Raw genomic sequence first — 20,513 nt, 5'->3', positions numbered from 1 at the left:
CATGGCGACGATATTCAGCGGTGGTCCGGACACTCCGTGCGCAAAGAAAGAGCCCGGCTTTCGCCGGGCTCCTTCGTGTCGCGGTGACGCTGGATCAGTTGAACTTGTAGCTCAGTTCAAGACCGATTTCGCGGCCGATCGGGCTGTAGCCCTGCCAGAAGTACGGGTAGGAGTTGAAGGTCTGATCGCGCGGCGCGATCCGATCGAACACGTTGTTGATGTTCGCGCGGACGTACAGCGCATCGGTGATCTTCTTGCCGACCGTCATGTTCCAGGTGATCTGCGGGCCGACGCGGCTGTCGATCTGGCCGCTGGTGAAGTTGGTGTTCGACGGGCTCCAGAGCGGGAAGCTGCCGATGCGGTTCATCAGCACCGTCGCGTCCCAGTCGCCCTTGCGCCAGTTGGTGCTCCAGCGGACGCGGCTACGATAGTCGGAGTTGGTGTTGAAGTCGCGGTAGCTGAGGATCGGATCGCCCTGCGACGCGCGCTGGGTCTGCTCGAGCACATGCGACCAGCTCAGCGAGGTGCTGAAGCTGCCGAAGCGATCGGTGGTCAGCGAGTAACGGGCGGTCGCGTCGATGCCCTTCGTGCCCTGCGAAGCCAGATTGATCGGGCCGCTGCGGATCTCGGTGATCGCACCGGTGTTCGGATCGCGATCGATACGCGACAGAGTCTCGGCGCAGAACGCGGAACCAGGCGCGAACGGGAACGGCGTACCGTTCGGGTAGGTGCCGGTACCGGAGAGGCAGCCGTATTCGGCGTTGAGGATCGCGCCGCCGGCCTGCACGGTCACCACGTCTTCGAGGTCGATTTCGTAGTAGTCGGCCGAGACGGACAGCGTGTCGGTGATGTCCCACACGACGCCTGCGGTCCAGGACTTGCCGGTTTCTTCGCGCAGACCGGGCTGGCCTTCGGAGGTGGTGAACGCCGAGTAGTTGTAGGTGCCGCCGGAGCCGCCGCACGCGGTCGCGGCGATACCGTTGACGAAGCAGCGGTAGAAGTCGGTGATGGTGCCGAAGCTGCCGCTGCGCTCGGAGAACACGTAGTGCATGTCCGGGGCCTTGAAGCTGGTGGCGTAGTTGCCGCGGATCAGCAGGTTGTCGAACGGACGGAACTCAAGGCCGACGCCCCAGGTCTTCGCATCGTCCACATCGGTGATGTCGTCGTACTTGTCGAGACGACCCGCCAGGCTGACGTTGAGCATGCTGAACACGGGGATGTTGACTTCGGCGCCGATCGCGTAGCGATTGCGCTTGCCGCCGCCGCCGGTGCCGGTCAGGTTGTAGATCTCGCGGACGCTCGGGAAGATCCGGGCGTCGCTTTCGAGATCGTAGGACTGGCGGTTGGCTTCCAGCACGGTGGCGAAGCCCACCGGGCCGGCCGGCAGTTCGAACAGGTCGCCACTGACCACCAGGCTGGTGGCGGCGTTTTCGGACTTGCCGTTGTAGTGGACCATGGTCGACATCGACGCGTAGTCGGCGGCCGAGATCGGGCCGTAGAAGCGGTCGAGATTGAGGTTGTAGACCGGCAGGCCGTTCGGAATGCCGGCCAGACCGGTGTACGGACCCACGCCGGTGGTCCCGAGACGGGTGCCGAGGAAGTAGTTGGTGGCACCGCTCACGGTCATGCGCGGACGGTCACGGATGGCCTGGTACTTGGCGCCGCCGATGGTCCAATCCCAGTCGAAGCGGTCGAAGATCGTGCCGCGCAGACCGAAGGCCAAGTCGTAGGAGTTCTCTTCGAACTTCTGGTAGGTGCCTTCGCTGCCGCCGTAGGATTCCGGCGTGAGTGCGCGGATCGGCAGCGCGCGGATGCCGAGGTTCGGCGCGTAGAAGGTGGCGTTCGGCTGCGGACCGCCGAACCACTGTTCGACGCCGCCGCTCAGGCGCGAGCGCGAGTTGTAGGCCATGACGCTGGCCCAGCCTTCGAGGTTGTCGGTGAAGTTGTAGGTGCCGTAGATGTAACCGGACAGATCGTTGTTGCCGTTGGCGACGGTCTGCTCGGCGGGGTAACGGTCGTAGCCGCAGCCCGGGCCCAGGGTGGCGCCGGTGGCGCTGCTGGTGTAGGTGTGCGGGCGATAGAGTTCGCTGGCGTTGCAGTTGCGGCCAGCCGGCTGGACGTAGCCGAGCGTGCCGCCAGTGGCGCTGATGCGGCGGATCTGGATGCCGATCGGCGGCTGATAGCCACCGAAGCCCGGTGCGCCGTTCACGCCCGGAGGCGAGGGGTTGTCGGCGGCCGAATCCATGAAGTCGCGCTGATAGCCGAACAGCGGTTCCGCGTTGTACGACTCGAACGCGTAGGTCACGCTCCAGTTGTCGCCGGTCTTGCCGCCGACCCACTGCAGGTCGCCGACATCGCGGCCGCCCTGGGTGCTGGTCTGGCCCTTGATCTTGAGCAGGTTGCCTTCGTAGTTGGTCTTCAGCACGACGTTGATCACGCCCGCGACCGCGTCGGAACCGTAAATGGCCGACGCGCCGCCGGCCAGGATTTCGATGCGCTGCACCGCGGCGGCCGGAATGCTGTTGAAGTTCTGGAAGTTGCTGCGGCCGTTGTACGGGAACGGATAGTCGTTCGCGCGGCGACCGTTGACGAGCAGCAGGGTGCGGCCCGGGCCCAGGCCGCGGAGGTTGATCACGCTCGCGTTCGGCGTGAAGCCGCCGGCGGCGTTGAAATCGTTCTGGCCGAAGCCGGTGTTCTGGCTGATGGTTTCCAGCGCGTCGTAAACGGTGTTGAAGCCTTCACGTTCGATCTGCTCGGACGTGATGATGGTGACCGGCGACGGACCTTCGACTTCGGCGCGCTTGATGCGGCTGCCGACGACTTCGATCTTGTCGAGGTTCTGCGACTGTTGGGTCGTGGTCTGGTTGTCGTCCTGATCGTCTTCCGTGTTGCCGCTGGTGTCCTGGGCGAACGCCATGCCGGAGACCAGGAAGGTCGCCAGGATGGCGGAGGTGAGCTGGCAGCGTCGCAGGCGACGCGGATTGCGTGAAGTCATGGAAATCCCCGGTATGCAAGTCGTGAACGAAAGCGAGACGGCAGATGTACCCCCTGTCGCCTACCACCGGAACTTAACATGGCTTTAACGGGCTTGTCATGTGAGTGTGGATGTCTTCGGGGCATCCGGGGCCGTCCGGGCAGATGCGGCAAAACCATCCGTGGCCGTACGCGGGCCGGGCCCCGGGGGCACACCCCGGAACCGGGCTGGCCGCGCCCCTGCCGGGCGGCGACAATGGCGGCATGACAACCCAGAACCCGACCCGACTGTCCCCGCACGCCGTCCAGCCGACCCTCTCCCCGCTGCCGCGGGTACGCAACATCATCGCGATCGGCTCCGGCAAGGGCGGCGTCGGCAAATCCACCACCGCCGTCAATCTGGCGGTGGCCCTGGCCGGCCAGGGGCTCCGCGTCGGGCTGCTCGACGCCGACATCTACGGCCCGAGCATCCCGACCATGCTCGGGCTGTCCGGTCGCCCGGACAGCCCGGACGGCAAATCCATCGTGCCGATGCGCGCCCACGGCGTGCAGACCATGTCGATCGGTTTCCTGGTGGAAGAGGACACGCCGATGATCTGGCGCGGGCCGATGGCGACTTCGGCCCTGACCCAGTTGCTGAACGACACCCGCTGGGGCGACGGCGACGATGGCCTCGACCTGCTGGTGATCGATCTGCCGCCCGGCACCGGCGACATCCAGCTGACGCTGGCGCAGAAGATTCCGGTCGCCGGCGCGGTCATCGTGACCACGCCGCAGGACGTGGCCACGCTCGACGCCCGCAAGGCGCTGAAGATGTTCGAGAAGGTCCAGGTGCCGGTGCTCGGCCTGATCGAGAACATGGCCCAGCACGTGTGTTCGAACTGCGGCCACGTCGAACATCTGTTCGGCAACGGCGGCGGCGAGCGCATGGCGACGCAGTACGGCGTACCGCTGCTCGGCTCGCTGCCGCTGGCGTTATCGATCCGCGAGCAGGGCGATGCCGGCACGCCGGTAGTGCTGTCCGCGCCGGACTCCGCGGCGGCCGAGGCCTACCGCCAGGTCGCCCTCCGGCTTCTGGAGGAACTGGACAAGCGCCCGCGCGTCCGCGCGGAAATCGGCGCCAGCCTGGTCTGAGCCGGCCCAACGGTTTTCGCTGCAATCATCCCGGCCACGTCGGCGGGCGGGGATCGGCCATCCCGTAGAATGGCGGGCTTCCGACCGTCGAGACGGGCCCCGGGCCCGGGAACAGAACCGCATGAGCATCAAGAGCGACCGCTGGATCCGCCAAATGTCCGAACAGCACGGCATGATCGAGCCGTTCGAGCCCGGGCAGGTCAAGCATGCCGCCGACGGCCACCGCATCGTCAGCTACGGCACGTCCAGCTACGGCTACGACGTGCGCTGCGCCCGCGAATTCAAGATCTTCACCAACATCAACTCGACGATCGTCGATCCGAAGCGTTTCGACAGCGGCAGCTTCGTCGACATCACCGCCGACGAATGCATCATTCCGCCGAATTCCTTCGCGCTGGCGCGCACGGTCGAATACTTCCGCATCCCGCGCGACGTGCTGGTGGTCTGCCTCGGCAAGAGCACCTACGCCCGCTGCGGCATCATCGTCAACGTGACCCCGCTGGAACCCGAATGGGAAGGGCACGTCACCCTCGAATTCAGCAACACCACGCCGCTGCCGGCGCGCATCTACGCCAACGAAGGCGTGGCGCAGATGCTGTTCTTCCAGTCCGACGAAATCTGCGAGACCTCGTACAGGGACCGCGGCGGCAAGTACCAGGGCCAGACCGGCGTGACCCTGCCGCGGACTTGAGTCCCGGAGGGCCGCCGCGCATGGACACCGTCGCCGCCGCACTCCCGCGCCTGTACGACCTGCTGCGGCAGTCGCGCCTGCTGGAGGCGGAGCTGGCGCTGGCCGCGCTGCTGCGCGATGCGCCGCAGGTGCCGGCCGTGCATCGCGCCCGCGCCGCGGTCGCGCAGAGCGCGGGACGCCTCGATCAGGCCGTGGATGCCATGCGCACGGCGGTCGCGCTGGCGCCGGGCGATGCCGCGCTGCAACTGGAACTGGGGCAGGTACTCGGTGCGTCCGGGCGGATCGACGAGGCCATCGCCGCATTCCGCGGGGCCGCGGCGGCGAAGCCGGACCTGGTCGATGCCTGGTACCTGCTCGGCATGACGCTCTACGGCGCGCGCCGCGATGCCGACGCGCTGCCGCCGCTGCAGCGCGCGCTGGCGCTGGCGCCGACCCATCCGCAGCTGATGCGCGCGGTGGCCGAAACCGAATATGCGCTGGAGCATCACGCCGAAGCGCTGGCCTTGTACGAACGACTCGCGACGACGCCTGAAGCGACCGACGCCGCGCTGTGCCTGCGTCTGTCGCAGTGCCGGCGCCGGCTGGGCGCGCCCGCGGACGCGCTGGCCGTCGTGCAGGCGGCGGTCGTGCGGTTTCCCGACGACGCGCCGCTGTGGCTGGAACTCGGCTGGGTGCAGGAAGACCTCGGCGACGCGACGCAGGCGCAGCAGGCCTATGCGCGCGCGCATGCGCTGCGGCCCGACTGGGGCGACCCGATCGGTGCGGCCATCGCGCTCGCCCGCGCCGCGACCCCGGACGATATCGTGCACAGAGCGCAGGCAATGGCCGATGCCGCTGCCGTGCCGGAACCGCAGCGGGCTTATCTGCATCACGTGCTCGGCAAGCGCAGCGACAGTCTCGGCGAATATTCTGCGGCGGCACGCCACTGGACCGAAGCCAATCGGCTGCGCCGCGCGCAGGATGGCGGCTTCGAGCGCGACGTGTTCGCCGCGCAGATCGATGCCGCGATCGCGACGTTCACGCCCGAGTTGTCGCGGTCGCTGCACGCGAAGGCGATGCGCGACGAACGCCCGCTGTTCGTCGTCGGGATGCCGCGCAGCGGGACCACGCTGGTCGAACAGATCCTGTCCGCGCATCCGCAGGGCCACGGCTGCGGCGAGCTCACCGGCATCGTCGGGATCGCGCATGAGATCGCCGCCGGCATTCCCGCGCAGACCGGCCTGCGCTGGCCGCAGGACGCGGCGCAGGTCGACGGCGCCTGGCTGCGCGAACGCGCGCAGAAGTATCTCTCCGTCGCGCTTCGCGGCGCACCGGCCGATGCGCGGCGGCTGGTCGACAAGCAGCCCTACAATTTTCTGCACGTCGGCCTGATCGCGATGCTGTTCGTCGATGCGCGCATCGTCTGGTGCCGACGCGATCCGCGCGACATCGCACTGTCGATCTTCAGCGAGAGTTTCGCGCCGTCCGCCACCTACGCCACCGACCGCGACGACATCGCCTTCGTGATCGTGCAGCAGGAACGGCTGATGCGCCACTGGCAGGCGGTCTCGCCGCTGCCGATCCTCGAATTCGAGTACGAGCGCGTCGTCGCCGACACCGAGGCGCAGATCCGGCGGCTGGTCGATTTCGCCGGGCTGACCTGGGACGCGCGTTGTCTCGATTTCCACGCCAGCGGCCGTTCGGTGCAGACGCTCAGCCGCTGGCAGGTGCGTCAGCCGATGCATGCGCGTTCGGTCGGGCGCTGGCGCAATTATCCGGCGTGGTTCGCGGAAGGCTGATCGCTGCAGCAAACGTCTGAGCCGTCGTCGATATCCAACATCCTGTCGCCCCGGCGAAGGCCGGGGCCCCGCGTTGATCGAATCGGCATCGTCACGATGGTCGACTGCGCATGATTGAGGGTGCAGCAGCGGGGTCCCGGCCTTCGCCGGGACGACAGATTTTTGTATCGCCGGAAGACGGTGGTCGCGCGAGCGGTCGCGACGCTCAATGCGTCTCGCCACCGGCGGTGCGCAGATCGCGCTTCGTGCGCAGGGCGGTGCCGATCGCGGTCCGCAGGCCGACGACGATCGTGTCGAGCGGCATCGATGGCGTTCCTGGTCGTGTGTCGACCTGTTCCGGAAGGAAGGGCACATGCACGAAACCGCCGCGCGGGCGCGGCGCCGGCATTCGCGCCAGCGCGCGCATCAGCGCGTAGAACACCTGATTGCACACGAACGTGCCGGCGGTCTGCGAAATCTCGGCCGGGATGCCGGCCGCGAGCAGCGCCGCGCGCAGCGACTTGATCGGCAGGGTCGAGAAGTACGCGGCCGGACCGCCCTTCGCGACCGGCGCATCCACCGGTTGCGCGCCGTCGTTGTCGGGAATGCGGGCGTCGATCACGTTGATCGCCACGCGTTCGAACGAGATCGCCGATCGGCCGCCGGCCTGGCCGATGCACAGCACCAGGGCGGGGCGATGGCGACGGATCGCAGCGCGCAGCGCCTGCGGCGCGCGTTCGAAGGCGGTCGGCAATTGCGCGGTCTCGACGCGATGTCCGGCGAGGATCTCGCCGCGCAGGCGCTCGACCGCGAGCCAACTCGGATTGACCGCGTCGCCGCCGAACGCATCGAATCCGGTGAGCAGCACGGTGCGGATCGGCGTTCTCTGCATCGTCGGTCTCAGCGGAACACGATGACGTACATCAGCACGATGTTGCACGCGAGCAGCAGCGCGCCGGTGCGCCACTGCGCGCGGATCACGCCGTACGGGTCCTTCAGTTCCAGCAGCGCCGCGGGCACGAGGTTGAAGTTCGCGGCCATCGGCGTCATCAGCGTGCCGCAGTAGCCGGAGAGCATGCCGATCGCGGCCATCGACGCCGCATCGGCGCCGTGCATCTCCACCAGCAGCGGCAGGCCGATGCCCGCGGTCATCACCGGGAACGCGGCGAAGGCGTTGCCCATCACGATCGTGAACGCGGCCATGCCCAGCGCATACGCCACGACCACGAACAGCGCGTTGTCGACCGGGATCGCGGCGCGCACGACGCCGGAGACCGCCTGGCCGACGCCCGCGGCCTCGAACACGCTGCCCAGCGTCGCCAGCAGCAGCGGCAGCAGCGCGGCCCAGCCGATGGCGTCGACCAGCCGCCGCGATTGTTCGATCGCGGTCCACGGCGTTTGCCGCAACTGCGCGCAGGCCATCGCCAGCGCGATCAGGCAGGCGATGGCCAGCGAGATCAGGGTGGCGGTGTTGGCGTTCTCGAACAGCGGCCGGCCGTCGATCGCGATGTGCTTGAGCGTGAGCGTGCCGACCAGGGTGATCGCGGGAATCGCCAGCGCCGGCAGGAACAGCCGGTGCCCGAGTCGCGCGGCATCCCTGCGTTTGTCCTCGGCGCTGCTGTCGCGATAGCGGCCCGTGCGCAGGCCGCCGAAGCCGGCCAGCAGCACCAGCACGACCACGCAGAGGCCGACCGCGCGCACCGGCATGCGTTCGGCGGCGAACAGCAGCAGCGCGAGCAGCGCCCAGAACAGCGCCGTCGTATGGCGGCGTGGATTGCCGTCGTCGCGCCAGCCGCGCCAGGCCAGCATCGCGAAATACGCGCCGAGCAGCCAATACACCGCCTGCAGCGTGATCATGCGTCGCCGCCTTCCGCGCGCGGCGCTTCGTCCGCGCTCGTGCCGGCCCGCTCGCGCATGCGCGCGGCCAGCGCGCGTTCGAAACGGCGCAGCCGCCAGGCGTGGATGACGAAGGCGCAGACGGCGGTCGGAATGCCCCAGAGCGCGATGTGCAGCGGATCGAGCTGGCGCCCGTGATCGGCGAAGAACGCCTGGATCAGCAGCACCGCGCCGAAGGCGATGAAGATGTCCTCGCCGAAGAACAGGCCGACGTTGTCGGTGCCCGCCGCCATCGCGCGAATGCGTTCGCGTTCGTCCTGCGGCAGATCGCCGTGCGCCGCTTCGGCCGCGCCTTCGGCCATCGGCGCGACCAGCGGCCGCACGGTCTGCGGATGTCCGCCGACGCTGGTCAGCCCCAGCGCCGACAGCACTTGCCGCAGCAGCAGGTAGAGGGTCAGCAGGCGGCTCATGGTCGCGCCGCGCAGGCGCGCGATCCATGCCTGGGTGTGTTCCTTCAGGCCATGGCGCTCCAGCAGCCCGATCACCGGCAGGGTGATCAGGAACAGCAGCAGGAAGCGTTTCTCGGTGAAGGCCTTGCCGATCAGATCCAGCACGTCGAGCGGCGAAATGCCCGCGGTGAGGCCGGTGATGAAGCCGGCGCCGACCACCACCAGCGCCGGATTCAGGCGCAGCGCGAAGCCGAGCACGACGGCGAGCACGCCGATCAGGGGCCAGTAGTTGATCGCGTCGGCGAGGGTCGGGGTCATCGTCTGCGCTTCACCGGGATTCGAGCGATCGGATGCGCACGCCGGCCGCGGTAAGCGCGGCGTGCAGGGTACGGGCGAGGTCCGCGGCATCGTCGCGATCGCCGTGCAGGCAGAGGGTGTCCGCCTGCAGGCGCAGCGTGCCGCCGGCCTCGCTTCCGCGGTACGCGACTTCGCCGCGCTGGGCGAACGTCAACGCCTGATCGATGGCGGCCTCGGCATCGAGCACCGCGCCCGGCACGCCGCGCGGCAGCAGGCAGCCGTCGGCGCCGTAGCCGCGTTCGGCGAAGACTTCGTGCGCGGTGCGCAGGCCGGCGGCGTCCGCGGCGAGGATCGACTGCGTGCCCGACATGCCGACCAACCGCAGCGACGGATCGTGGCCGTGCACGGCCTCGGCGATGGCGGCGGCGATGTCCGGATCGCGCGCGGATTGGTTGTAGAGCGCGCCGTGCGGTTTGACGTGACGCAGCGTCAGGCCCTGTTCGCGCGCGAACGCAGCCATGCGCGCGATCTGTTCGCGCACCAGCGCGATCAGTTCGTGATGCGGTAGCGACATCTCGCGGCGGCCGAAGTGCGCGCGGTCGGCGTAGCCCGGATGCGCGCCCACGGTCACGCCGTGTTCGCGGCAGAAGCGCAGGGTCTCGCGGATCGTGGCGTCGTCGCCGGCGTGCGCGCCGCAGGCGATGTTGGCCGAGGTGATCCACGGCATGATCGCGGCGTCGTCGCCGCAGCCTTCGCCGAGATCGCAGTTGAAGTCGATGCGCGATGCCATGCGGCGTCAGGATTCCGGTCGGTCGCCAAGGGCCAGGTCGATGGCCCAGTGTAGCCGCGCGAGCTCGCCGCGCCGTCGCGCCATCGCGGCGCGGGCCGCGGCGGCATCGATCGCGAGGAAACGCAGCGGGTCGCCGGGCCTCCGCTGCGCCAGGCGCGGCAGATCGGCGGCGATCACGTGGCCGAGGCGCGGGTAACCGCCGACCGTCTGCGCATCCGCCAGCAGCACGATCGGGCGACCGTCCGGCGGCAGTTGGATCGTGCCGGGCGCGACCGGCGCCGATACTTGTTCGGGCAGCGTTGTCGACAGCGCATCGCCTGCGCAGCGCAGACCTTGGCGGTCGCTGCGCGGGTCGACCGTCCACGCATGCGCGGCGAGCGCAGCGGCGATGGCGAGCGTCGAGGGCACGTAGCGGATCGGCGCGGTGTGCGCGTCCTGCGCGTCGAGCGCGAACCAGTGCGCGGCGAACACGGGCGCGACCACGTCCGGCGCGATCACATCCTGCAGGTCGTGCGCACCGATCGGCAGATCGTCGCCCGCGCGCAGCGCGCGGCCGTCGAGACCGCCGAATCCGCCGCGCAGATCGGTGCTGCGGCTGCCCAGCACCGGCGCCGTGGCGATGCCGCCCGCCACCGCGAGCCAGGCGCGCAGGCCGTTGCGCAGCGTGCCGATGCGCAGGCGGCCCGCGGGCAGATCGATCCGTCGCCCGCCGGGGATCGCATGCGTGCGGCCGCTGCGGTCTTCGAAGCGCATGCCGGCCTCCGCGCCGCACAGCGCGATCCGCGCCGGTGCGGGCAGCGACAGCGTGGGTCCGCCCAGCGCGATTTCCAGCACCGCCGCATCGTCCGGATTGCCGACGAGACGGTTGGCCAGCGCCGCCTGCGCGGGATCGAGCGCACCGGCGCGGGCAACGCCGAGGTGGCGCCAGCCATCGCGACCGAGGTCCTGCACCGTGGTCTGCGCACCCGGGCTTTCGACGCGCCAGCGCAGGTCGTTCATGGCGCGCGCACCAGCCGTGCGAACGCGTCGTCGTCGATGGCGACGAAGCGCACGCGGTCGCCGGGGGCGAGCAGCGACGGCGACGCGCGCTGCGGGTCGAACAGGGTCAGCGGCGTGCGCCCGATCACGCGCCAGCCGCCGGGGCTTTCGCGCGGATAAATCCCGGTCTGCGCGCCGCCGATGCCGACGCTGCCCGCGGGCACGCGGGTGCGCGGCGTGGCCAGCCGCGGCAGCGCCAGCCCGGGGTCGAGTCCGCCCAGATACGGAAAGCCCGGTGCGAAACCGATCATCGCGACGGTGTAAAGCGGTGCGCGATGACGCGCCGCCAGCGTGTCCGGCGTCAGGCCGAGTTCCGCCGCGGCGGCATCGAGGTCTTCGCCGAACGCACCGCCGTAACGCACCGGAATCTCGACGATGCGCGACGACGATCCCGGCGCTTCGCGGTCCTCGCCTGCGTCCTGCGCGGCGATCCACGCGCGCGCGTCCTCGGCGTCGATGCGTTCGGGATCGAAGAACACCGCCAGGCTGGTCCAGGCGGGCACCAGATCGCGCAGCCATGCCGGCGCGGCGCTGCGCAGGCGCGCGGCGAAGCGATGCACCGCGATGGTTGCGTTGATGTCGGCCGCGGCGGCATCGTCGACGCCCGCCGGATGGATCAACCAGGCATCGTCGGCGAGCGCTTCGAAACGCGGCTCCGATGCGTCCGGACTCATGCCGACAGCGCGGCGTCCAGCAGCGCCACGCGCTCGACCAGCTGCTCGGGCGAGTAGGGCTGCGCGGTGGCGGTGCCCCACACCGGCCGCGGCCAGGCGATGTCGTCGCGATAGCGTGCGATCACGTGCACATGCAGTTGCGGCACGACGTTGCCCAGCGCGGCGACGTTGAGCTTGTGCGGCTTCACCGCGGCCTGCAGCGCGCGCGCGGCGCGATCGATCTCCCGCATCAACGTCGCCTGCTGCGCGGCATCGAGATCGGTAATGTCCACCGCATCCTCCACCCGCGGCACCAGGATCAGCCACGGATGATGCGCGTCGTCCATCAGCCGCACCTCGCACAGCGGCCAGTGCGCCAGCGGATGGGTGTCGTCTGCCAGCTGCGGATGCAGATGCCAGCCGGGCGGGGCGGGATGCGCGTGTCGGCTCATCGCAGGTGCTCCGTGAGGAAAGCGGTCGTGCGCGACCACGCCAGCGTCGCGCTGTCGGCGTCGAAATCGGCGCGTTCGTCGCAGTTGAAGCCGTGACCCGCCGGATAGACGTGGACGGTCGCGTCGGGATGATGGATGCGGTGCTTCTCGACGTCTTCGGGCGGAATCAACCGGTCGCGTTCGCCGAAATGGAACAGCATCGGCGCCAGTGCGGGCTCGCCGAGGAAGGGCACGCTGCGGCCGCCGTAATAGGTCACCGAAGGCAGGTGCAAACGGGTGTTGGCGAGCATCGCCAGCGTTCCGCCCCAGCAGAAACCGACCGCGCCCACGCGATGCCCCGATTCGCGCAGCCAGCGCGCGGCGGCGCTGACGATCTTCAGTGCGCGCTCGAAGCCGAGGTCGGCGGCGTAGTCGCGGCCGCGGCTGACGCCGGCGTCGTCGTAACGCAGTTCGGTGCCGGGGCGGATCGGATCGAACAGGGCCGGCGCCATCGCGGTGAAGCCGGCCTCGGCGAAGCGGTCGGTCACCGCGCGGATATGCGGGTTCACGCCGAAGATCTCCTGGATCACCACCACCGCCCCCAGCGGGGCCGTCACCGGCCGGGCCAGCCAGGCCTGCACCGGGCCTTCCGGGGTCGTCAGGGGAAGCCACTCGCCCATGGTCGTGCTCGCTTGCCGAAGACCGTCATCCTAACGCCGCGGACCTCCCCCGGGCAGATCGGGGCGGAACGGTATACTGCCCGCCCCGGATTTCCTGCCCGGAGCCTAACCGCGGCTCCCCATCGCGCCCATGCCCCTTCCCGATTCCACGTCCGCCGGCCGCAAGGTCGGCTTCGTCAGCCTCGGCTGCCCCAAGGCCCTGGTCGATTCCGAACGCATCCTCACCCAGCTCAGGGTCGAGGGCTACGACATCGTCCAGACCTACGACGACGCCGACGTGGTGGTGGTCAACACCTGCGGCTTCATCGATTCGGCGGTGACCGAGTCGCTGGATGCCATCGGCGAGGCGATGGCCGAGAACGGCAAGGTCATCGTCACCGGCTGCCTCGGCAAGCGCCCGGAGCAGATCCGCGAAGCGCATCCGGACGTGCTCGCGATCACCGGCCCGCAGGATTACCGGAGCGTGATGAACGCGGTGTACGCGGCGCTGCCGCCGACGCACGATCCGTTCGTCGACCTGGTGCCGCGCCGCTTCGAAGAGAACGATATCGGCATCAAGCTCACGCCGAAGCACTACGCCTATCTCAAGATATCCGAAGGCTGCAACCACCGCTGCAGTTTCTGCATCATTCCGTCGATGCGCGGCGATCTGGTGTCGCGCCCGGTCGACGAAGTGCTGCGCGAGGCCGAGAAGCTCGCGATGGGCGGCGTGAAGGAACTGCTGGTGATCTCGCAGGACACGAGTGCCTACGGTGTGGACGTGAAGTACGCGGAGCGCACTTGGCGCGGCAAGGCCTACCAGACGCGGATGAAGGCGCTGTGCGAAGGCCTGTCCGAACTCGGAATCTGGACCCGCCTGCATTACGTGTATCCGTATCCGCACGTCGACGACATCATTCCGCTGATGGCCGAGCGCAACGCCGACGGCCTGCCGAAACTGCTGCCGTATCTCGATATTCCGTTCCAGCACGCCAGTCCGCGCGTGCTAAAGCTGATGAAGCGTCCGGGCGCGGTCGACAAGACGCTGGAACGCATCCAGCGCTGGCGCGACATTTGCCCGGACATCACCCTCCGCAGCACCTTCATCGTCGGCTTCCCCGGCGAGACCGAGGCCGAGTTCGAGGAACTGCTGGATTTCCTCGACGAGGCGCAGCTCGACCGCGTCGGCGCCTTCGCCTACTCGCCGGTGGAGGGCGCGGCCGCCAATGCGCTGCCCGATCCGGTGCCGGAAGATGTGAAACAGGAACGTCTGGCGCGCTTCATGGCGCGTCAGGCCGAGATCTCCGAAGCCAAGCTCGCCGACAAGGTCGGCAGCGTGCAGCGCTGTCTGGTCGATGCGATCGACGGCGAACTCGCGATCGCGCGGTCGATGGCCGACGCGCCGGAGATCGACGGCCTGGTGCAGATCCAGAACGGGTTCGAAGCCGGCCTGAAGCCGGGCGATTTCGTCGATGTCGAGATCATGGGCAGCGACGAGCACGACCTGTACGGCGAAGTGCCGTTCGACGACTGATCCGACCGCGGCGATGGCGAAGCGGCGCTTCATCGCCCCGTCGCGCGACGCGGTCGATCCGCGCGTCTTCGATCATCCGATCTTCGCCGGTTTCGATGCGTATCGGGACTGGTGTCTTTCGCCGCACTGGCCCGCCATCGAAACGCTGAATTCGACGATGCCGGTCGCCGACCGGCGCTTCGTCGCGCAGGATGCGGCGCTGCTCGCCGACGGCCTGCATTACGAGGTGCGGATCGCGGAACGCGGCGGGATCGCCACCCGCGGCGAGAACTGGCACGACCTCTTCAACGCGATGATCTGGTGCCGCCATCCGGCGATCAAGCGCGCGCTCAACGCGCGCCAGATCGCGCACATCGCCACGATGGGGCCCTCGCAGCGCAACCGCGCGCAGTACGCGCTGACCCAGTTCGACGAGGCCGGCGCGATCGTGCGGGTGCGCGATGCGGCGCTGCTGGCGCTGTGGGATCGGCACGACTGGTCGACGCTGTTCTTCGATCGTGCCGATGCGTGGCGCCGTGGCGACATCGCCATCGTCGCGGTGATCGGTCACGCACTGCTGGAAATGGCGCTGGTGCCGGCATTGTTTCCGGTCGCCAAATGTCTGGTCGTGCGGGGCGACGCCGACGATGCGGACTGCGTGGCGCGCGTCGCCGACGCCATCGCCGCGGGCCGCGTCCTCGACGATCCGCAGGAACTGCGGCCGCTGCCGCTGGCCGGCATTCCCGGATGGCGCGCCGGGCAGGACGCGGACTTCTACGCGAGCGCCGGCTGCTTCCAGCCCGTGCGCGCGGGGCGCAGTTATCCGCCGCCGCTGGAAGAACAGGCGTGACGCACTGCACCGACGCATGGCTGTCCTCCGATGGGCGCATCCGACGTACCATCGGACGAGCCCAATGACCCGCGTCGAGCGTGCCGCCATGTCCTCCAGAACATCATCAGTCCTGTTGTCGTCGCTGCTCGCCGCGGCGATGTGCGCGTCCGCCGCCGATCGCATCCAGCCGCCGAAGCCGACCGAGGAAGAGCTGTCGGCCTACATGCCCGACGGCGCGAAGATCGAAACCCGGCTGGATGCCGACGTCACCGGGGACGGCATGGCCGACGTGGTGTTCGTCGCCGCCAACGACGAGGTTCGCGTGCTCAGGGTGATGATCGCCTACGTCGACGAGTTCAACACCGGTCACGAGCCCATCGGCGAGGCCGCGATGGAACCCTATCCGCTCGGCTCGGCATCGCTGAGCGTGAAGAAGGGCGTGCTGCTGGTCGAGGATCTCACCGGCGGCACCACCGCGATCCAGTCGCTGTACCGCTACCGCTTCGACCCAAAGGCGCGGCGCATGCGCCTGATCGGCGACGACGTGACCCTCTACAGCCGCACCAACGCCCACGATTCCACGGCGATCAGCACCAACCGCCTGACCGGCGCGCAGACCGTGACCCGCAGCGTGGTCGGCGAGGACGGTTACACCGACCAGCCGCCGCAGAAGAAGACGGTCCCGACGAAACCGCTGTACATGGAAGACGCGCCGATGCCGGCGAAGACGCTCGACTGGGGCGATTGAGCGTCGTCGCGGCGTTTCGCGGGACCTGCCGCCGATCGTCTACACCCATTCCCGCGACGGCATGACGATGCGCCGCTGCGGCCGGCCGATCAGGTCGAGGAAATTCTCGAACATGGGCTCGGCCTGCCGTTGCATCGGCAGGGCCAGCGACGCACTGAGGGCGCGGATGCTGGCGTCGTCCTGGGGCACGCCGGCCGTGGCCAGTTCGTCGCCGTAGTCGGGATTGCGCAGCCAGCGTTCGATCAGCGGCTGGTTCACTTCGGGATGGAACTGCACGCCGTAGGCGGTCTCGCCATAGCGGAACGCCTGTTGTTCGCAGGTGCTCGTGCGCGCCAGCTGGACGGTGCCTTCGGGCAGGGCGTAGCTGCGCGTGTGCCACTGGAAGACGGTGGTCGACGCGCCCAGCGGCGCCATCACCCTGTCGGCCTGGCCGGCCTCGGTGAGTTCGAGCGGATACCAGCCGATCTCGGCCTGATCGTGCTTCCGCACCGGCGCACCCAGCACATGCGCCAGCAACTGCGCGCCGAGACAGATGCCCAGCACCGGTTTGTTTTCCCTGAGCGCCTGCTCGATGACCCGCAGTTCCGTGCGCAGATGCGGCCGCTCCGCCTGATCCTCGACATTCATCGGCCCGCCCAGCACCACCAGGCCGCGATAGCGTTCGAGCTTCGGCTGCGCATCCGGATGGCGTTCGAAGTTGACGAAGCGGATGCGATGGCCGCGCCGCCGGATCAACGGGTCCAGCGTGCCCAGGGGCTCGGCGGCGACGTGCTGGAAGACGAGGATGCGGGGCATGGCGGAAGACGATGATGTGTCCGGTTCCTAGCACACCGCATTGCGCCGGCAAGATCAAGCCGCTTCCGTGCAGGTGACGGGCCACGCCGGTGACGGCGAGGCCCGCCGGGTTTCAGCGCGGCGGGTCGACGAGTTCGTTCGGTTCGATCGTGACCCGCTTCAGATGCAGGTTGGCGACGTGCGCGGCGGGCTTGCCGTCCTGCCAGAAGCGCCACTGCGTGCGCAGCTCGTCGGGACCGAGCAGGGTGAAGTCGGCGTCGTGCATGTGCCCGGCCGTGGCCGGATCGAAGTTCACCGCGCCGTCGAAGGCGAAGACGATGCGGCCGTCGTGTTCCTCGCGGGCGCGCATCTTCGGATGGTTGCCGCTGGCGCAGAAATGCACCAGCACCACGTCGTCGCCGTCGCGCACGTAGAGCGTGCGCATCTCGTGCGGGGTGCCCGGGAACAGCAGTTCCTCCACCGCGTTGCCGCCCGCGGTGACGGTGTAGTTCACGTGGGTGTCGGGCATCGAATTGCCGTCGAGGCCTTCGCCGCTCCAGTCGCCGGCGAGGGCCTTGAAGCGATCGAGCAGATGCGGTGTCGCGGTCGGTGCGGTCGTGGTGTCCGCGGCGGACAGCGGCAAGGCGAGGACGACGAGCAGGACGGCGAGGGCGATGCGGCGCATGGCGGTGCTCCGGGAGGCTTGCGTGGCCTGATCGTACGCCGATTGCGGGCGCGCGGATTGACGGCAAAGGGTGGTTGAGGGCGATCGCCGATGGCCTGCGGGAGCGCGGCCTTCGCGGCCTATCAAAAAGTGCATAACACGCTCTAGTCCGCCGGTCGGGGCAACGCGGCGATGTCCCGGACCAGGCCGATGCCGATCGCTGCCGAACGCAGGCTGGCCGGATGGGCGGTACTCGCGCCATCGCTGCCGAGCGGGCTCAGGCTGAGTTGTCCCGCGCAGTTCTGCGAGACCTGGGCCGTCGCGCCGCGTCCGCCGAAGACCTCGCGGACCTTGCCCAGCCCACGGCGCACCGCATTGGGCCGGTGCACGGTGCGCACGGTCCTGCAATCCCGACTCCAGACCCGGATGACGGGGCCTTCGTTGGCCAGTCCCCGGTCGCCGGCCACCGCCCACTCGGCGACGCTGGGCAGGCGATAGCGCTGGCCGCTCTGTTCGCTGAACCAGCGCGCGAAATCCTTGGCGTCGGCATGGGTCACGCATCGCGCGACGGTGGCCGTCGCGGCATCGCCTTCGCAGTCGGCGGGCTTGCGTCCCGTCGCCTTGGCGTAGCGCGCATACAGCGCGGCGCTGACCGGCGCCACGCCGACCGCCATGCCCTTGTCGGTGTAGGTCGGCGCCTCGACCACGCCGAGTCGGGGGCCGCCGGCGTCGATGATCCCGTCGGCGCGGCGGGGGATCTGCCGCAGCAGGTCCCGCCGTCCGGTCAATCCGGCGCTCGGCTGCTCGATCAGCGGCAACAGCGGCAGCGCCGGCTCGGCGACGCTGCGATCGTAGGCCGCGATCGCCGCATCGAATTGCGCGCGAAGCGCGCCGTCGAGATGCTTCGCCACCACCGCCCGCGTCGTCGGCGCGCTGCCCAGGCGCACGCTGGCGTCGCGCCAACCGGTGTAATGGCGCTCGACATCGCTCCAGCGCCGCGCGTCGATCGCCGCGAGCGCCCGCCGCCGCAAGGCGTCTTCCAGCCGGGTGCGAAGCCGGTCGAATTCAGCCTGTTTCGGCGCCGCGATCAAACCGTCCAGCGCATTCGGACGGGCCGGCGGCAGCAGGCGATCGGCGGCGATCAGTCGGTCGATCTCGGCCGCGCTCATCTTGTTGGCGCCGGGCCACAGCGCCCACGCCGCCAGCCCGAACGCCAGCGCGCCGGCCGCCACCGCGGCCGCAAGCGTGCGGTTCGCGATCAGCGGCGGTGTCTCCGGAATTCGGGCGAGTGCCGTCGCCATCTCCATCGCGGTCTGGAAGCGCTGTGCCGGTTGGCGGGCCAGCGCCTTGTCGATGAAGCCCTGCCAATGCGCGCGATCCTTCGGCAGGCGCGGCACCTTCTGCTCCATCTGGGCGATCGCGATCTCCACCGCGTCGGCCCCGCGGAACGGCAGATTGCCGGTCAGCAGTTCGTGGGCGAGCACGCCCACGCTGTACAGATCCGAGCGCGCATCCACCGGCATCCCGCGCGCCTGCTCGGGGCTCATGTAGCCGGTCGAACCGACCGTCAGGCCCACCTGCGTCAGGCGTTCGCTGTTCACGGTGCGGAGGGCGACGCCGAAATCGGCCAGCTGCGGCGTGCCGTGCTCGTCGAAGAGCACGTTCGCGGGCTTGATGTCGCGGTGCACGATGCCCTTGCCGTGCGCATAGCGCAGCGCATCGAGCAGTGCGGCCAGCAGCCTGCGGATTTCCGCCGGGGGACGCGGCGAGGGCTTCGCGGTCAGATCGCCACCGGGCAGGAAGGGCATCGCGTAATACAGGGCGCCGTCGCTGCTGCGGCCGACGTCGTGGATGCCGACGATGTTCGGATGACTCAGTTCGGCGATCAGGCGGGTTTCCTGCTCGAAGCGCTCGACCGCATCCGCGCCGCCGGCCTCGGCCATGCGCAGGATCTTCAGCGCGACCGGCCGCTGCAGCGCGATCTGCTCGGCCACGAAGACTTCCGCCATGCCGCCGCGCGCAAGGTGGCGGATGATCGTATAGCCGGGAACGTGGGGCGTGGCGGGCGGCGTGGCGGTCATGGCCGAATTGTACGCATACCGCCGCAGCGACAACTCGGTCGCCTCTTCCCCGTTCACGCGCGTTACGGCCGATCCGTCTCCGTTCACTGGATGGCGCGTAAGCCACCGCCGCGATGAAGCTCGCAGGGTGCGCTCATCCCACCCTGTGGGCTAACCCATCCGGGCGATACCGCGGCCGCGGATCGTTCCCGACAATGGCGGAAGGTCATTCCGGAGCGATCGCCATGCGCGACTTCAATGCCGACCGTCACGACGACATCGACGCCATGATCGACGATGCCATCGATCGTTTCTTCGACGACATCGACGAGTATTTCGATATCGATTCTGCCGACGATGTCGAAGTCAATCGTCCGGGCGACTGCGCCTGGCCGCGCTATTTCCAATTGCGCGGATCGGTGGTGCGTCATTGCAAGCACGGATTGACCACGAACTGCGACCGCAACACGTCGTGTCATGTCGTCAACGGCAGGCTGCTGTCCAACCAGCGCTGCCAGGCGGCACGCGCGAATCTCAATCGCGAATGTTTCCGCGGCGGCGATCCGGGCCACATCCGCGCCGAAAACGATTACCGTCGCGCCGTCGGCAATTGCACGGCGCGCCTGCAGGCCTGCAGGCGTCAGCGCGGCGAAGGCCGTCGTCGCCGTCAGGCCAGATGGAACCGGTTCGAGGATTGAAGCGGGTGCTCAGCCGCCGTATTCCACCCCGACGATGAAAAACCGCTGCGCGCCGCCGGGCAGCAGCGCTTCGAATTCGTCGTCGATGCGTTTCTTCAGCATTGCCCGCGCCAGCGGCGAATCGATGCTGATCCAGCCGAGCTTCGCGTCGGTTTCGTCGGGGCCGACGATGCGGTAGCGGCTGGCTTCGCCGCTGACCGCGTGCTCCAGTTCGACCGAGGCGCCGAAGAACACCGCGTCCGGGTCGCTGGGCACGGTATCGACGACTTTCAGCGATTCCAGTCGCTTCGTCAGGTAGCGCACGCGGCGGTCGATCTCGCCGAGCTGCTTCTTGCGATAGGTGTACTCGGCGTTTTCCGAGCGATCGCCCTCGGCCGCGGCCGCGGCGAGGGCTTTCACCACTTCGGGGCGACGCACCCGCCAGAGGTCGTCGAGTTCGGCCTTCAGCCGCGCATGGCCCTCACGGGTGATGAGGGCCGTGCTTTTCTCGGGAGGCGGGCGCCAGCGCGACATCCT

Annotated in this window: 20 protein-coding genes; 7 read left to right on the top strand and 13 right to left on the bottom strand. The window is 69.0% G+C overall.

All coding sequences use genetic code 11. The features are described from left to right. Nucleotides 1-94: 94 nt before the first annotated feature. Nucleotides 95-2,995, bottom strand: a complete 2,901-nt coding sequence (locus ABD974_RS00600; protein WP_345301330.1) for a TonB-dependent receptor domain-containing protein — start codon at nucleotides 2,993-2,995, stop codon at nucleotides 95-97. A 242-nt stretch (nucleotides 2,996-3,237) separates the two neighbouring features. Here ABD974_RS00600 and apbC point away from each other — a divergent pair, with 242 nt between their 5' ends. From apbC to ABD974_RS00585, 3 genes are all read left to right on the top strand, one after another. Further along, entirely contained in the window at nucleotides 3,238-4,107 is an 870-nt protein-coding gene (gene apbC, locus ABD974_RS00595) for an iron-sulfur cluster carrier protein ApbC (protein WP_345301329.1), read from the top strand. A 121-nt stretch (nucleotides 4,108-4,228) separates the two neighbouring features. Continuing rightward, a complete protein-coding gene (gene dcd, locus ABD974_RS00590; RefSeq protein ID WP_345301328.1) occupies nucleotides 4,229-4,798 on the top strand; it encodes a dCTP deaminase in 570 nt (189 codons plus the stop codon). A gap of 20 nt (nucleotides 4,799-4,818) precedes the next feature. Next, nucleotides 4,819-6,576, top strand: coding sequence for a tetratricopeptide repeat-containing sulfotransferase family protein (locus ABD974_RS00585; RefSeq protein WP_345301327.1), 1,758 nt, complete (start codon nucleotides 4,819-4,821; stop codon nucleotides 6,574-6,576). Between the two features lie 205 nt (nucleotides 6,577-6,781). On the opposite strand, the gene pcp is transcribed toward ABD974_RS00585, so the two are convergent. From pcp to ABD974_RS00545, 8 genes are read right to left on the bottom strand one after another with little or no spacing between them, the layout of a single operon-like run. Continuing rightward, complete coding sequence (gene pcp, locus ABD974_RS00580; protein WP_345301326.1) at nucleotides 6,782-7,447, bottom strand: pyroglutamyl-peptidase I; 666 nt, start codon at nucleotides 7,445-7,447, stop codon at nucleotides 6,782-6,784. A gap of 8 nt (nucleotides 7,448-7,455) precedes the next feature. Then, nucleotides 7,456-8,412, bottom strand: a complete 957-nt coding sequence (locus tag ABD974_RS00575) for a DUF979 domain-containing protein (protein ID WP_345301325.1) — start codon at nucleotides 8,410-8,412, stop codon at nucleotides 7,456-7,458. Beyond that, complete coding sequence (locus tag ABD974_RS00570; RefSeq protein ID WP_345301324.1) at nucleotides 8,409-9,158, bottom strand: DUF969 domain-containing protein; 750 nt, start codon at nucleotides 9,156-9,158, stop codon at nucleotides 8,409-8,411. The genes ABD974_RS00575 and ABD974_RS00570 overlap by 4 nt, the downstream gene beginning before the upstream one ends. Before the next feature lie 10 nt (nucleotides 9,159-9,168). Continuing rightward, nucleotides 9,169-9,927, bottom strand: a complete 759-nt coding sequence (locus ABD974_RS00565; protein ID WP_345301323.1) for a LamB/YcsF family protein — start codon at nucleotides 9,925-9,927, stop codon at nucleotides 9,169-9,171. 6 nt (nucleotides 9,928-9,933) lie between these two features. After that, nucleotides 9,934-10,926 carry a 5-oxoprolinase subunit C family protein gene (locus ABD974_RS00560; RefSeq protein ID WP_345301322.1) on the bottom strand — a complete coding sequence of 331 codons (993 nt, stop codon included), beginning with the start codon at nucleotides 10,924-10,926 and terminating at the stop codon, nucleotides 9,934-9,936. After that, complete coding sequence (gene pxpB / locus ABD974_RS00555) at nucleotides 10,923-11,639, bottom strand: 5-oxoprolinase subunit PxpB (RefSeq protein WP_345301321.1); 717 nt, start codon at nucleotides 11,637-11,639, stop codon at nucleotides 10,923-10,925. Before pxpB ends, ABD974_RS00560 begins: the two co-directional genes overlap by 4 nt. Next, nucleotides 11,636-12,070: an HIT domain-containing protein gene (locus ABD974_RS00550; protein WP_345301320.1), complete on the bottom strand. Its 435-nt coding sequence runs from the start codon at nucleotides 12,068-12,070 to the stop codon at nucleotides 11,636-11,638. The genes pxpB and ABD974_RS00550 overlap by 4 nt, the downstream gene beginning before the upstream one ends. Next, on the bottom strand, nucleotides 12,067-12,729 hold the full coding sequence (locus ABD974_RS00545) for a dienelactone hydrolase family protein (RefSeq protein WP_345301319.1): 663 nt from the start codon (nucleotides 12,727-12,729) through the stop codon (nucleotides 12,067-12,069). Before ABD974_RS00545 ends, ABD974_RS00550 begins: the two co-directional genes overlap by 4 nt. 130 nt (nucleotides 12,730-12,859) lie before the next feature. On the opposite strand from ABD974_RS00545, the gene rimO reads away from it, so the two are divergent. The 3 genes from rimO (at nucleotide 12,860) to ABD974_RS00530 (ending at nucleotide 15,801) form a co-directional block, all read left to right on the top strand. Next, on the top strand, nucleotides 12,860-14,242 hold the full coding sequence (gene rimO / locus ABD974_RS00540; RefSeq protein ID WP_345301318.1) for a 30S ribosomal protein S12 methylthiotransferase RimO: 1,383 nt from the start codon (nucleotides 12,860-12,862) through the stop codon (nucleotides 14,240-14,242). 13 nt (nucleotides 14,243-14,255) lie between these two features. Then, on the top strand, nucleotides 14,256-15,071 hold the full coding sequence (locus ABD974_RS00535; RefSeq protein ID WP_345301317.1) for a DUF3025 domain-containing protein: 816 nt from the start codon (nucleotides 14,256-14,258) through the stop codon (nucleotides 15,069-15,071). An 88-nt stretch (nucleotides 15,072-15,159) separates the two neighbouring features. Continuing rightward, nucleotides 15,160-15,801, top strand: a complete 642-nt coding sequence (locus tag ABD974_RS00530; RefSeq protein ID WP_345301316.1) for a hypothetical protein — start codon at nucleotides 15,160-15,162, stop codon at nucleotides 15,799-15,801. Between the two features lie 39 nt (nucleotides 15,802-15,840). Here ABD974_RS00530 and ABD974_RS00525 read toward each other — a convergent pair whose 3' ends face one another. From ABD974_RS00525 to ABD974_RS00515, 3 genes are all read right to left on the bottom strand, one after another. Next, on the bottom strand, nucleotides 15,841-16,596 hold the full coding sequence (locus ABD974_RS00525) for a type 1 glutamine amidotransferase (RefSeq protein WP_345301315.1): 756 nt from the start codon (nucleotides 16,594-16,596) through the stop codon (nucleotides 15,841-15,843). Between the two features lie 112 nt (nucleotides 16,597-16,708). Continuing rightward, nucleotides 16,709-17,260 (bottom strand): hypothetical protein, encoded by a 552-nt coding sequence (locus tag ABD974_RS00520; RefSeq protein ID WP_345301314.1) that lies wholly within the window; start codon nucleotides 17,258-17,260, stop codon nucleotides 16,709-16,711. A gap of 143 nt (nucleotides 17,261-17,403) precedes the next feature. Further along, nucleotides 17,404-19,320 carry a bifunctional serine/threonine-protein kinase/formylglycine-generating enzyme family protein gene (locus ABD974_RS00515; RefSeq protein ID WP_345301313.1) on the bottom strand — a complete coding sequence of 639 codons (1,917 nt, stop codon included), beginning with the start codon at nucleotides 19,318-19,320 and terminating at the stop codon, nucleotides 17,404-17,406. 224 nt (nucleotides 19,321-19,544) lie between these two features. Between ABD974_RS00515 and ABD974_RS00510 the strand changes: the two genes are divergently transcribed. Continuing rightward, complete coding sequence (locus ABD974_RS00510) at nucleotides 19,545-19,997, top strand: hypothetical protein (RefSeq protein ID WP_345301312.1); 453 nt, start codon at nucleotides 19,545-19,547, stop codon at nucleotides 19,995-19,997. 9 nt (nucleotides 19,998-20,006) lie between these two features. Here ABD974_RS00510 and greB read toward each other — a convergent pair whose 3' ends face one another. Then, complete coding sequence (gene greB / locus ABD974_RS00505) at nucleotides 20,007-20,510, bottom strand: transcription elongation factor GreB (protein WP_345301311.1); 504 nt, start codon at nucleotides 20,508-20,510, stop codon at nucleotides 20,007-20,009. Between the last annotated feature and the right edge of the window lie 3 nt (nucleotides 20,511-20,513).

Source organism: Lysobacter hankyongensis (assembly GCF_039543145.1).
Lineage (GTDB): Bacteria > Pseudomonadota > Gammaproteobacteria > Xanthomonadales > Xanthomonadaceae > Lysobacter_I > Lysobacter_I hankyongensis.
This window is presented reverse-complemented; position numbering and strand designations above follow the sequence as displayed.

What these genes read in the sequence shown, in the direction of transcription:
- pcp (WP_345301326.1), bottom strand. Translation starts at nt 7,447, where the DNA reads ATGCAGAGAACGCCGATCCGCACCGTGCTGCTCACCGGATTCGATGCG.
- ABD974_RS00585 (WP_345301327.1), top strand. Translation starts at nt 4,819, where the DNA reads ATGGACACCGTCGCCGCCGCACTCCCGCGCCTGTACGACCTGCTGCGG.
- dcd (WP_345301328.1), top strand. Translation starts at nt 4,229, where the DNA reads ATGAGCATCAAGAGCGACCGCTGGATCCGCCAAATGTCCGAACAGCAC.
- ABD974_RS00570 (WP_345301324.1), bottom strand. Translation starts at nt 9,158, where the DNA reads ATGACCCCGACCCTCGCCGACGCGATCAACTACTGGCCCCTGATCGGC.
- ABD974_RS00600 (WP_345301330.1), bottom strand. Translation starts at nt 2,995, where the DNA reads ATGACTTCACGCAATCCGCGTCGCCTGCGACGCTGCCAGCTCACCTCC.
- ABD974_RS00535 (WP_345301317.1), top strand. Translation starts at nt 14,256, where the DNA reads ATGGCGAAGCGGCGCTTCATCGCCCCGTCGCGCGACGCGGTCGATCCG.
- ABD974_RS00550 (WP_345301320.1), bottom strand. Translation starts at nt 12,070, where the DNA reads ATGAGCCGACACGCGCATCCCGCCCCGCCCGGCTGGCATCTGCATCCG.
- ABD974_RS00525 (WP_345301315.1), bottom strand. Translation starts at nt 16,596, where the DNA reads ATGCCCCGCATCCTCGTCTTCCAGCACGTCGCCGCCGAGCCCCTGGGC.
- greB (WP_345301311.1), bottom strand. Translation starts at nt 20,510, where the DNA reads ATGTCGCGCTGGCGCCCGCCTCCCGAGAAAAGCACGGCCCTCATCACC.
- ABD974_RS00510 (WP_345301312.1), top strand. Translation starts at nt 19,545, where the DNA reads ATGCGCGACTTCAATGCCGACCGTCACGACGACATCGACGCCATGATC.
- ABD974_RS00560 (WP_345301322.1), bottom strand. Translation starts at nt 10,926, where the DNA reads ATGAACGACCTGCGCTGGCGCGTCGAAAGCCCGGGTGCGCAGACCACG.
- ABD974_RS00520 (WP_345301314.1), bottom strand. Translation starts at nt 17,260, where the DNA reads ATGCGCCGCATCGCCCTCGCCGTCCTGCTCGTCGTCCTCGCCTTGCCG.
- apbC (WP_345301329.1), top strand. Translation starts at nt 3,238, where the DNA reads ATGACAACCCAGAACCCGACCCGACTGTCCCCGCACGCCGTCCAGCCG.
- ABD974_RS00575 (WP_345301325.1), bottom strand. Translation starts at nt 8,412, where the DNA reads ATGATCACGCTGCAGGCGGTGTATTGGCTGCTCGGCGCGTATTTCGCG.
- pxpB (WP_345301321.1), bottom strand. Translation starts at nt 11,639, where the DNA reads ATGAGTCCGGACGCATCGGAGCCGCGTTTCGAAGCGCTCGCCGACGAT.
- ABD974_RS00545 (WP_345301319.1), bottom strand. Translation starts at nt 12,729, where the DNA reads ATGGGCGAGTGGCTTCCCCTGACGACCCCGGAAGGCCCGGTGCAGGCC.
- ABD974_RS00530 (WP_345301316.1), top strand. Translation starts at nt 15,160, where the DNA reads ATGTCCTCCAGAACATCATCAGTCCTGTTGTCGTCGCTGCTCGCCGCG.
- rimO (WP_345301318.1), top strand. Translation starts at nt 12,860, where the DNA reads ATGCCCCTTCCCGATTCCACGTCCGCCGGCCGCAAGGTCGGCTTCGTC.
- ABD974_RS00515 (WP_345301313.1), bottom strand. Translation starts at nt 19,320, where the DNA reads ATGACCGCCACGCCGCCCGCCACGCCCCACGTTCCCGGCTATACGATC.
- ABD974_RS00565 (WP_345301323.1), bottom strand. Translation starts at nt 9,927, where the DNA reads ATGGCATCGCGCATCGACTTCAACTGCGATCTCGGCGAAGGCTGCGGC.